Origin of the sequence: Neobacillus canaveralius (assembly GCF_047237705.1) — a bacterium.
GTDB lineage: Bacteria > Bacillota > Bacilli > Bacillales > Cytobacillaceae > Neobacillus > Neobacillus niacini_K.
On the sequence record NZ_JBDFLL010000001.1, the window covers coordinates 3,470,010 to 3,481,852 of the forward strand.

7 protein-coding genes are annotated in these 11,843 nt (G+C 40.5%); 1 reads left to right on the plus strand and 6 read right to left on the minus strand.

Going from position 1 to position 11,843, the window contains the following annotated elements:
- Positions 1-40: 40 nt before the first annotated feature.
- The 3 genes from ABC255_RS17430 to ABC255_RS17440 all read right to left on the minus strand — a co-directional run bounded on the left by ABC255_RS17430 (position 41) and on the right by ABC255_RS17440 (position 7,579).
- The gene (locus ABC255_RS17430; RefSeq protein ID WP_412995420.1) at positions 41-4,210 is read right to left on the minus strand and encodes a 5'-nucleotidase C-terminal domain-containing protein; all 4,170 of its coding nucleotides are present in this window, start codon (positions 4,208-4,210) and stop codon (positions 41-43) included.
- Positions 4,211-4,777: 567 nt separating this feature from the next.
- Positions 4,778-4,954: a hypothetical protein gene (locus ABC255_RS17435; protein WP_412995421.1), complete on the minus strand. Its 177-nt coding sequence runs from the start codon at positions 4,952-4,954 to the stop codon at positions 4,778-4,780.
- Positions 4,955-5,002: 48 nt separating this feature from the next.
- A complete protein-coding gene (locus ABC255_RS17440) occupies positions 5,003-7,579 on the minus strand; it encodes a lipocalin-like domain-containing protein (RefSeq protein ID WP_412995423.1) in 2,577 nt (858 codons plus the stop codon).
- Between the two features lie 548 nt (positions 7,580-8,127).
- On the opposite strand from ABC255_RS17440, the gene ABC255_RS17445 reads away from it, so the two are divergent.
- Positions 8,128-8,418 carry a hypothetical protein gene (locus tag ABC255_RS17445; RefSeq protein WP_412995424.1) on the plus strand — a complete coding sequence of 97 codons (291 nt, stop codon included), beginning with the start codon at positions 8,128-8,130 and terminating at the stop codon, positions 8,416-8,418.
- A 223-nt stretch (positions 8,419-8,641) separates the two neighbouring features.
- On the opposite strand, the gene ABC255_RS17450 is transcribed toward ABC255_RS17445, so the two are convergent.
- The 3 genes from ABC255_RS17450 to ABC255_RS17460 all read right to left on the minus strand — a co-directional run bounded on the left by ABC255_RS17450 (position 8,642) and on the right by ABC255_RS17460 (position 11,817).
- Positions 8,642-9,727 carry a Gfo/Idh/MocA family protein gene (locus ABC255_RS17450; RefSeq protein ID WP_412995426.1) on the minus strand — a complete coding sequence of 362 codons (1,086 nt, stop codon included), beginning with the start codon at positions 9,725-9,727 and terminating at the stop codon, positions 8,642-8,644.
- Between the two features lie 83 nt (positions 9,728-9,810).
- Complete coding sequence (locus tag ABC255_RS17455) at positions 9,811-10,917, minus strand: Gfo/Idh/MocA family protein (RefSeq protein ID WP_412995428.1); 1,107 nt, start codon at positions 10,915-10,917, stop codon at positions 9,811-9,813.
- 21 nt (positions 10,918-10,938) lie between these two features.
- Positions 10,939-11,817: a sugar phosphate isomerase/epimerase family protein gene (locus ABC255_RS17460; protein WP_412995430.1), complete on the minus strand. Its 879-nt coding sequence runs from the start codon at positions 11,815-11,817 to the stop codon at positions 10,939-10,941.
- Between the last annotated feature and the right edge of the window lie 26 nt (positions 11,818-11,843).

Sequence of the window (11,843 nt, forward strand, 5' to 3'; positions counted from 1 at the left end):
TTAAAAAAGCAGATTGCACAAACTGCAATCTGCCTCTTTCTTACTTCTCGTTTTTCTTTAAAACCTCAACAATCGTTGCCTTACTAACATTTCCAGCAGCATCTGCAACTGTTACGGTTAAAATATTTTTGTGTTTTTGCTTCGGCACAGATACCTTAAACTTACCGTACGCATCTGCTACTTCTGTACCTAGTTCCACTTTGCCCAGCATTACCTTAACCGTTGCACCGGCTTCTGTTATGCCTGTGATATAGGTATCATTGTGAATGACAGCATCGACAAGAAGGACATTTGGTGCTGTGACATCCTTAACCGTTACCACTGTCTCTTTACTAACATTGCCTGCATTATCTGTTGCAGTAACTGCAAGTTGTGTTCCAGCATCCTGCTTAGCGATTTCGATTGCAAAGCTGCCATCTTCTAATGCAGGAGCTGACCCTATAAGGGTTCCATCAATAGACACTTCAACACTTGCACCTGGTTCTGTCGTTCCGGTAACCTGTGTCGATTGGTCCGTTACTTCGTTTACAGATGGAGCTTCTGGAGCTGTACTGTCCGCAACTTCTTGTACGATTCTACCTTCAACTACCGGTGAAACAGGATTTACCTTTTCTAAATAGGAAGTAAACACTTCAAAGTCTACAATGTATAACTCAGAAATACGTCCCTCATCCTTTGCTGTTTTAAACATGCCGTACCCATCGCCGCCGTCCGCAGTGAAGGCATTAGTTGCTACTCTATATATTTTGTCGAGTTGGAGTTCTTCATAACCATCAGCTGTTAGAGCCTCGACATGCCAGACGCGATCACCAACAGGTTTCGCTTGATCGTACTTGAACTTTAATCCTGATACCTGCATGAAACCACCTGCACCAGGTGCGCTCACACTATGTTCTAATGCAGCAAGTATTTCTTCACCTGTTAGGTCAAGAGTAACTAGGTTATTACCGAATGGCAGAACCGTTAACACTTCTCCTAACGTGATATCTCCTTGATCAATGGAAGCACGGATTCCACCGCCATTTTGCATGGCAATATACGTTGGAATGAACTCATTAGCTTTAGCTGCCATTCCATCTGCAATTAAGTTTCCTAGATTGGTCTCCTTGCTGCGAACATCTTCACGGACTCCATTTAACGCAACGGATGTATTTCCAACCACCTGTTTTTGCAGTTCTGTTAAAGGAGCTTTATACTCAGCCACCTTCTCTTTGGCAGCTGCATCCTCTGTATACGTATTTACATCCTTTAGTTCACCGGTGTAATCCGCGATTACACCATTTTTGTCGAATGTTACATCAAGTACACCAAGGTATTTTAAATACTCATTTGCTTGGACGATTAATGTCGGTTCTTCTTTTTCTACAACAACTGGTGCATCCAGTTTTGTATGGGAGTGTCCTCCTACAATTACATCAATGCCGTCTACCTGTTCGGCTAAATCCAAATCTGGTTGATAACCTAAGTGGGATAATGCAATAATTTTGTCTACACCTTGTGATTCAAGCATCTCAATTGTTTGAATGGCTTTTTCAACAGCATTTTCAAAACCTATGTTATCTCCTGGATTCGCTAGAAACGCTGTATCTTCTGTTGTTAAACCAAAGATACCTACCTCTTCTCCATCCACTTCTTTAATGATGGCTGGGAAAATTTCACCTTGTTCATTCCCTCCTCCGATTGAGGTATTGAATAGTGGCCCTAGGTCAGCATCATCTGCCATATTTACGTTGGAAGACACAACTGGAAATTTCGCTTGCCTGATGAAGTTCGCTAGCGTCGCCGAATCCTTATCAAACTCATGATTTCCAAGTGTCATGGCATCAAAGCCTAATTGATTCATAAAATACAAGTCTGCTAGACCTGAATATTGTCTGAAATATAATGTTCCCGAGAACACGTCCCCTGCGTTTAACAACAGGCTATTTTCCTTCTGAGAACGCATTTCATTTACAGCTGTAATCAACTTAGGGAATTGCTCCACATATGCATGTGTATCGTTTGTATGAAGAACGGACAATGTAAATGGGCCCTCTTCTACGGCTAGATCTAATTGAGCCAAAAGTGCATCGTGATCACTAGCGCGTCCATGCTCTTCCATATATGGAGAGTTAAAGTTCACGATATCGAGTTTTGCCGCTTCAGCTAAGTTATTGGATACTAGAATATGATCTAATACTTGTGCATTTCCTTGATAGTTGTATGTGTATCTTTCAGAAGCAGGCAAGGTTTCAACTAAATTCGTTAAATCATCCCCTTTTAATGCCGCTAGTGGGGCAGAAAACTCAAAATCGTTTAAGTCACCTAATACCACGACATTGGCGTCTTCGTTCTTTACTTTGATGTCAGAGACAAAGTTATTAACGATAGTTGCGATTTGCACACGTTGTGCTTCACTTTCAAGGTACGGCGGTTGATTTTTTCCAAATAAAGGCTCATCTCCACCTTTTGAGTTGAAGTGGTTGTTAATGACAATAACTTCTTCGCCCTGGAAAGTAAACTCAGCTGCAAGTGGCTTTCGGCTGCTGTTGAATGCAGCATTCGTCGGGTCAATGCGTCCAGGGTTTAAGGTAAGAGAACCATTTTCATAAGCAACACCCGTTGTGGCATCTCCCTCAGGTGCCTCGTTTAGAGTCACTCTATCAGGATTGTAAAGATAACCAACACGGATATTTCCGCCTGGTACGCCACCATCTTCTCCATCAACTGGAGCGATTTCTGTCCAAGCATAGGTTGGTCCGCCAAAACCTTGGATTGCTTCACTTAATGCCTTATAGTTTGCATCCGCTTTGACGATACCATTATTCGTTTCCCCGCTATCGTCAAGCACTTCAACTAGACCAATGATATCTGGAGAGCCTAAGTTCTCTACCATTGATTTCGCCAGCTTATCGCGTTTAGCAGTGTCTGTTGCTACAAAGTTTTCGATATTATATCCTGCAATTGATAGTTTATCTTCCTCTTTTTGAATGGTCGTTACTTCATTGGTTCTTTCACTTTCTACAAGTTCAGGTAGATCAGCTGCTTTTGTGAGAATCTTAAAGTTACTAAACGTATAGCTGACCACTCCTGTGACAGTTCCAGCATAAGAGTCACCCGCTTTCGTTACAAAGCTGCGATCATCAAGCTGAAGAAGCATTTTCTCAGGATTTTGATTTTCTTTTGTTAAAAGAGGAATTCCTTCTTTTGTATATGCTTTACTATCCACTTTACCCGTAATTACAGGTACCTCTCCAAATTTCTGTGGTCCTGTTACTGTTGGATTTTCAATAGAAACAAGCATTCCTTCAAGACTTTCATAAAAATCAATGCCATCTTCCGCTGGGTCGAATGTTCCGAATTGATCGTTGTCAATGACCGAAGTCGGAGGATTTACATCCTTACCGATTACCAAAGGACTCGGAAGTTCATTTCCACTAGAAACCTTTGTAACCTTACCTGATTGGGCATTAATTTCTGTCATCGCTAAATCTGTTTGGAGCTTCTCGGCATAACCATCTAGTACCCACTCTTTTACAAGTCCCGATACGGTTACATTATCCCCGACAGCCACATTGTGAGTTGGCTTGTATACGAGAATGCCTTCCGATGTATTAGAATTGTCATCTGGATTAGGGGCTTGCATGTAGAAATTGCTGCTATCAACTACCTGAGTAACAACCCCAGGGACATCTACTACATTTTTATCTTTATAAGGTGAGGTATGAGATTGACCTTGGATGTCATGGATTTTCAATCCTGTTTCGCCTGTTACAGGAGGTTCTTCTGGAGGAGGCGTTGTGCCATCAAACGACATGGCAGTTAGAGATTTTATACCTGGTACTGAAAAATAAGCTTCAAGTGAACCAGTAACATAAACCTGTTTACCTACTATCGAGGGATTCGTTAATAATCCAAAGGTTGGACGGAAGCTAGTAGGCAGTTGAACAGGTAATATTTTTGTTGCGTCTCTTTCTGTAGGGCTATCTGCAATGGCGAAGTTTGTATCTGCTCCAAATGGCGCCTCAAAATCATATGTAGCTTTCCCGCCACTGCCACTTGTTGTATAACCTACTATATACCCTACAACTGTTGCTGATCCTGTATTATTGGCAATTGCCTGCGCAACTGTAATAGGTTCAGCAGCTTGCGCCCGATATGGGATAACCATACCTATCAACATGACAAACATTGTCGTTAAAGCAAGTATCTGTTTTCTAAGCCTCTTCATAAGTTTCCCTCCTAAATCCATAAATCTATTAAAGTAAACCTCTAAAAAAAGTAGAACTTCCTATATTTTATAAATCTATGAAATTTTCCTCCTTTCTTATGTTGGGAAGTACTACAAATATACAATTAAGATACCATTTACCTAAGTAAATTCGTTCTATTTAACGAAATCTTCACTCTTTCTATACAAAACCTCAATAAACTTTACACAAGAAAAGATATTAATTACACTACTATCATACAATTTTTCCAATAATTCCTAAATAAGAACAATTACCTGCATCCATACTACTATAGATAAGTATTTTGCTAGAGGCAGTATGCTTTTTTAATAAACTTTATGGTTTTTGTAGGAGCTGTACGCTTTTTTGTAGAAACTATATGGTTTTACGTAGAAGCTGTACACTTTTTTGTAGAAACTGTACGCTTTTGTGTAGAAACTGTACACTTTTTTGTAGAAGCTGTATGGTTCGCTGATGAAATTGTAAATATGCCCATGCAGCAACCATTATTTATGTTCACAGAAAAAAGGACCTTCATAAGAAAGTCCTACTTAATAACCTATAAACTAACGATTGACCAATATCTCCAATATGGATTGGCTGGTCCTGACAAGATTTTCAATTGCTGCCTTAATTCTCTCCGTAAGATGCCTCTGCTCCTGCCCTGGTGTTACCTCAATCAAACTTACCTTATAATCTGGATATTCATGCTCCTCGATTGTTATGTCTTCCAATTTATCCAATCCAAAAAGGTGATACAGAAATTGTATCACCTTTAATAGGTCAAAATTCTATTCAGCTTGACTAGGATTTTCGTAAAGAGATTGTACTTGATCTGACGGAAGGGCTAATCCATCATACACACGTACTTCATCCATTAATCCTTTAAAAGGTGTATCCCAGTAGTTCACACCTAAACCAAATTCCGCATCAATGGAGGTAAATACATTCGGGAAGTTGGTCCCTGTATATTTGGCTACACCATTGATATAAAATACAGCCTGTCCTTCATTGACCGTAAAAGCAAGGTGTGACCACTGATTTAAAGGTATGGTTGTATTCGTTACGGCATCATACCACTGGTCACCGTTGTGTGACCAAACCATCGTATTACCCCATCCGGTTTTTGGTACGACACTAATCCAATTGTTCCCTGTTTCTGCACCAAAGAAAGAGGTTGTAAATTCAGTGATTTGTTCAGGCTTTAACCATAATGACACAGTGTACGTATCACCAGTAATTAAACCTTTATCTAAACGAAGTCCAGAATTTCCATCGAATTTAGCGGCTTGTCCAGCAATACCTTCGGCAAACGTAATTTGTCCGCCTGTGTTATTTATCCGGTCTCCTGTTACGGTTGCGTCCGCTTTTTTTCCAGAAGTGTCTTTCAATCCATCGTTAAAGTCGTAGAAAGCTGCTAAGCCGCCTTGTTCCTTTTTCTGCACGGTAACAGTTATTTGTAATGTTTCGGTTGCTTCACCTAATGTAATCGTCGCGGTTAAATCAACCACCGCATTTTCCGAATCGGAACTTGGTCGTGTAACCTTTCCATCAACAGAAACTGCCTCTGGATTAGAAGATTCCCATCTAATTTGCGCTCCCCTTGTAGCAACGGTTGGCAGCGTCAAATCACTAATTACAGTAGCTGGGAAACTCGTAGTCAACTCTTGTTTAATAGCATTTACTAATTCTGCGTTAGAGGACGCTTTCACATGGCTTCCCCAAATGACAATTCCTTCATCTGACATCGCACTAAACGTCATCACCCACTTTTGAGACGTAGGGTCATATTGGCGGATAAAGACGCCATCATAAGTACCTTCATCATCAATTGTTAATTCTGCTCGGTAATTGTCATAAAGTTTCCATGTACCTGTAACAGCACCAGAAATGGTGTGATCTTCGTTCAACTTTACCCATGTTGATTCAGTTAGTTTACCTGTAATTTCTTCACCATGGTTAATGTATTTGTAGTCTCCAGTTACATCCACCTCGGGCACCTTTTCGATTGTTTCACCAGCATAACGGTACGGTGTTGGCACCGGCCATTGATCACTGTTCTTAAATGTCTGGTGTACACGAACTTCGTGCATTTCCCCTTGCTGCGGGAAACGAGTATGAGTAACAATAAATTCCTTGCCTAATTCTTCGTCAATTAGATATGAGTTATGCCCTGGAGAAAGGTAGCCTGTACCAATTCCAGTGCCCGCTTCACCAAGATCTCTTTTAAATAAGAAGTTCCCAATCATTTTATTACCGATATCTTTATGATCGTCTCTACTTGGGAAGTTACCTACACCGATATCAAAGGTCTCTGGGAATACTGCAGGATTACCTTCAGCATCTACATATGGACCATCAGGACTCTCTGATCTAAATTGTCTCATCTGATAACCGCCATCAGATGCTAAACCGCCATAAGTAATGTATAGATAATAATAGCCAGTTTCCTTATCATATACAGCGTAAGTTCCTTCAGCCGATCTTCCGTAGCCAGAAGCGATTTTTGTGCCGAAATATCTATCAACCATTCGGCCATCTTCTGTTTTTCCATCTTTACCTGGATACTTTGGCAGCCCTGTTTTCTTATCTAATTCTAAAATATAGGTACCGCCAGACCAGGAGCCATATGTCATATATAACTTATTATTTTTAGCCTGAAGAATGTTGGCGTCAATTGCGTTGGTGTACAGTTTATTATTGTAGTCTCCATTTGCTGTAAACCAATCTGGATTTACTTCATCAATCACACCATCTTCAATAAGATCAGCGATATTCGTATTCTCCCAGTGCTTGTTTACAGCGCTATTTCGGTCATAAGCTTCTTTGTTGGTAAATCCTGAATACATAATGGTGTCGACATATTTAAATGGACCTTCAATATTTTTTGACACAGCTATCCCAATTGCAGAGCGGATATAAGTAGAAGACACACTATAGTAAATCATATAGGCACCCTTTGTACCATCATCATTTACATAATGTTTATTCCAAAAAACATCCGGAGCCCAGACGGCATAGCCGCCTCGGCTGTCTGAATCATTTTCTCCAGCCCACTTAAAGGACTCAGCAAGGTTTGCTGACAAATCGCCATAAACTTTATTATCTGGCGTTGTATAGCCATTCGTAAATCTGTCCCAATTTACTAAGTCTGTTGATTTTGCACCGTCAATATGTGAACCATACACATAGTAGGTACCTGTTTTGGGATCTTTAATGATGGAAGGGTCGTGAACAGACGCATTTCTAAACTCAAGTGGCTCAGAATTACTAGTGTTACTTGCTTGCTTCTTCCCTAGGACACCGCTTGGTATTAACAACAGCAATACTAGAGAAATAAATATTAATCTTTTAAATTGAATCTTCATTTCGTTCTTTCTCCTCCTTTGGTAGCGCAATCATAATTAAATTCCCTTCTACCAAACTTTTATACTAGAGTACATACAATTAGTTATAGTTCAATTTACCTAATATTCTGAATACAAAAGGTAATCCTTTCCTAGTTTTTAAGATATTATAGTGAAAAATATCTTTTATGTAATTTCAAAGCTGCACAAATATACGGACCAATTATCCCCAATTCCTTAACTTATACTTATCTCCCCTCCATTCTAAGAAAAAAGTTGTACTTACAATTAGTAAACCGCTTACATATAGCAGCAAATAAACTAACTGCTTATTAAACAATACTATAAATCTATTAAATTCTCAATAGTCAACTACGCACTTGTTGAACAACTTTTATGAACTAATCATTAAACATGAACGTACAAGTTGTTGTTTTTTTGCCTGTCTTGAAAATAAATTCGTTTATAAAAAAATCTAATCTTGTAAATATTAATGTTATACAATTTTTTTTGGAGTCATATGTTTTTCATTGTTTTAGCAAAATACTAAGGTGAGTAGGTGTATTAGTGTGGACTTTCCTACAATCCATACGAACTTTTGGGACGCAGTGATCGCAGTTCCTATCGTGATGTTGATTACACAACTAATAAAAGTTTTATTTAAAGTGAAGAAAAAGTATGTTCCAACAATCGCTCTTATTATCGGGTTAAGCATTTCAGTATTTATAAGCCATCGCCACCACCTTATAGCTGGTCTTTTTATGGGGTGGTTCTATGGATATGCTGCGATTGGTTCTTACGCTTCATTGAAAACAACACTATTGGCATTTAGAAAACAGGAGCAAAGGGGACGGTTCTAATGGTTTTTTTTGACCCTGTGTTAATCACAGTTGAACCATCAGAACCGTCCCTCTTGCGCTCTCTTCAATAAAGGCAAACCCGGCACCGAAAAAGATGCCGGGTTTACTCTTGTTATTCTTTTACGCGAGCAAAGGGGACGGTTCTAATGGTTTTTTAACCCTGTGTTAATCACAGTTGAACCATGAGAACCGTCCCTCTTGTGCCCGCTCTTGCGCCCGCTCACTAAAATTCTGGAATGGAGATTTTCACTTCAGAACCCTGTTCCGCCGAACGTAAAATCCCATCAATGATCGCTTGATTGATGACAATTTGTTCACCAGGAATTGGCGCAGGGTTACCATTCTGAATCGCCAAAACAAAGTCGCGTACCTTTTCATAAAAAATATTTAACTGATGATTTTGCACAGGAATAGCAGATTCTACATGGTGGCCTTTAATATCATGGAATAAGCTGATCGAGCCGATTCCCCCGTCCCATACACCGCTCTTTGGTCCGCTGCCTGCTGGCGTTAATTTCAAACCGGCATTCGTGCCAAGGAAGATAGTTGGACCCAGAGAGTCCATATGCATGGCCCATGATATTTTAAAGTTCAAAACAATACTGCCTTCTAATCGGATCATCGCCACCCCAAAATCCTCTACTTCAAACTTATCCGCTTCCTTGTGATATAGCGGATTTGTTCCGAAATGATTAGACGTATAGGCAGATACCGTTAAGGGCTTAGGATAGCTAAGCGCATTTAAAGCCAGGTCTAACGAATAACATCCGATATCCGCCATTGCACCCGCACCTGCTAATTCTTTATTGATAAAGGTTCCTCCTGGCATTCCCCGCCGGCGTCCTCCTCCTGTTTGAACATAGTAGACATTTCCCAATTCACCCGATTGAACGATTTCTTTTACCGCTTTCATATTCGGATCATATCTTGGTTGAAATCCAACTGTCAGGATTTTATCTGCCTTTTTGGATGCTTCCACCATTTCTATCGTCTGTCTTAATGTAACAGCCATCGGCTTTTCCACAAGCACATGTTTGCCCGCATTAAGGGAATCAATGCTTGTGCTATGATGGGCAACATTCGGAGTACATATACTGACACCATCGAGATCCATATGTAACAGCTCGAGATGGTCATCAAAAGCTATTGCCTCTTTTAATTCGAGCATTTCAATAAATCGCTTAGCCTTGCCTGGAATCACATCGGCCACAGCCACAATCCTTACTTCCGGCATTTGCTTATAGGCTCTAGCATGGGCAGCTGCAATTCCGCCGCTGCCAATAATTCCTACCTTCACAGTATTTGGCATCTTCTTTCCTCCATTATTTTACTGAAGTATAAGCTTGATAGCCTGCCGCTTTATAAAATTGTTCAGTAAGTGCGACGACTTCTTTAATTCGTAACAAAGGAAGATTTCTCTTGGAAGTAAACAGCTTTTCCTGTTTTAGCAGATTCATAGATTGCCTCTAATATTTGCGTCACCACAAATGCTTGTTCTGGCTTTACCACAGGCTCTGTGTCATTGAGAATAGTATCAATCCAAAGCCTTGCTTCTAGATCCGCATCTGATTCTGAATCTCCATCATAAAAGGCTACTCCCCCAGCACCGAGTTCAATATTGGAAGTAAAAAGCTTTCCAAAGCTTTCGCCGTTGATTCTAAGTCCATCCTTCATATCGGCTCCGCCATCTGTTCCGCTAAGCGAGCATTTTGCCTCATCCTCATCTAGAGAGTTTAAAGCCCAGCTTGCTTCGAGCACAATGGTAGCGCCATTTTCCATCGTAATAAATCCAAAGGCAGAATCCTCAACGGTAAATTTTTCAGGATCCCACGGTCCCCATGCATTTGCCGCATTTTTCTTTTGGCTTAATTTATGATAAGTGTTACCCATAACAGATTTAGGTTTATAGTTATCCATCATCCATAATGTTAAATCGAGGGCATGGGTACCAATATCAATTAACGGGCCGCCGCCTTGTTTATCTTCATCCAAAAACACACCCCATGTTGGAACGGCACGGCGGCGAATGGCATGCGCCTTCGCAAAATAAATCTCCCCTAAATCCCCGCGTTCACATACTTGATGTAAATGCTGGCTATCAGGTCGGAAACGATTGTTATAGCCGATTGTCAGCTTTTTACCAGATCGCTTTGCCGCCTCAACCATGGTTCGCGCTTCAGCAGATGTCTTTGCCATAGGCTTTTCACACATCACATGCTTTCCTGAGTCCAGTGCAGCCACAGATATTTCCGCATGGGAATCATTTGGAGTAAGGACATGAACCACCTCAATCGTTTCGTCCTGGATAAGCTCACGAAAATCCTCATAAACCTTTGCATCAGGAATTCCGTATTCAGCCGCTGCTTTTTCAGCTCTTTCAATCAGTACGTCACAAAAGGCAACTAATTCAACATGCTTCAGTTTAGATAAACTTGGCAAATGTTTTCCATTTGCGATACCGCCACAACCAACAATCGCTACTTTCACTTTTCTTGTCATCTTCAATTCCTCCTTGTGTGTTTAATTAAAATAAATAGCCAAATGTTCTTTAGCTTTGATAATTCCTTGCTGCTCCTTCTCTAAAGACCCCCAATAGCGATGATCTTCCAGTTCTATGCTGATTGGTCCCTGATAACCGACCTTTTCTAAACGCACCGCTACCTTTGCCCAATCCACATCTCCTTGCCCAGGAATGGTGTATCTCCATGGTCCTTCAGAAAAATCATAGTTTGCTCCAAAAGTAGCAGCAATGTTGCCGCACTCATATTGTTCATCATGTAAAATTTCTGTGTCTTTACCATGACAATAATTAATTCTGTCACCAAATTCACTCAATACTCTTAAATGGTCAATCCCTAGCCTTACTAAGTGGGAAGGATCATAATTGATCCCGAAATGTTTAGAAGGAATTACGTTGAACATCGCTCTAAGCATTTCTGGCGTGCATCCTAAAGTTGGATAATACGGAGCTGGCCCCGGCCACCCTTCTAAGGCAATATAAATGTTTTCTTGTTCCGCATGCTTCACGATAGCAGGAAAGGTTTCTTTCCAGATTTCAAACGCTTTCTTTCTCGGCATCGTAATATCGTCCGGAACCAGACACATAAACATGACTTTTCCGCCAAGCTCAGAAATTTCTGTCATTTGAGTTTTTAGAGCGTTCACTGCTTCTTCACGACTTTTCTCATCTTCGCTTAAGAGTTTTGTGCGGCCAACGGCTCCAACACCATCAATGGATCCGACTTCCAGCCCAGCATTTTCTAATACAGCTTTCACTTCTTGGTTATAGAAGGGAACATCGATAATATCCAGGCCAATACTAGCCGCGAATCTTGCGACAGACTCCATTCCTTCCGCACCGATTTTGGGCGAGATTCTCATTCCTATTTTTCTATTCATATAAACAACCTCCTACTAATTTATAT

What these genes read in the sequence shown, in the direction of transcription:
- ABC255_RS17430 (WP_412995420.1), bottom strand. Translation starts at nt 4,210, where the DNA reads ATGAAGAGGCTTAGAAAACAGATACTTGCTTTAACGACAATGTTTGTC.
- ABC255_RS17440 (WP_412995423.1), bottom strand. Translation starts at nt 7,579, where the DNA reads ATGAAGATTCAATTTAAAAGATTAATATTTATTTCTCTAGTATTGCTG.
- ABC255_RS17450 (WP_412995426.1), bottom strand. Translation starts at nt 9,727, where the DNA reads ATGCCAAATACTGTGAAGGTAGGAATTATTGGCAGCGGCGGAATTGCA.
- ABC255_RS17455 (WP_412995428.1), bottom strand. Translation starts at nt 10,917, where the DNA reads ATGACAAGAAAAGTGAAAGTAGCGATTGTTGGTTGTGGCGGTATCGCA.
- ABC255_RS17460 (WP_412995430.1), bottom strand. Translation starts at nt 11,817, where the DNA reads ATGAATAGAAAAATAGGAATGAGAATCTCGCCCAAAATCGGTGCGGAA.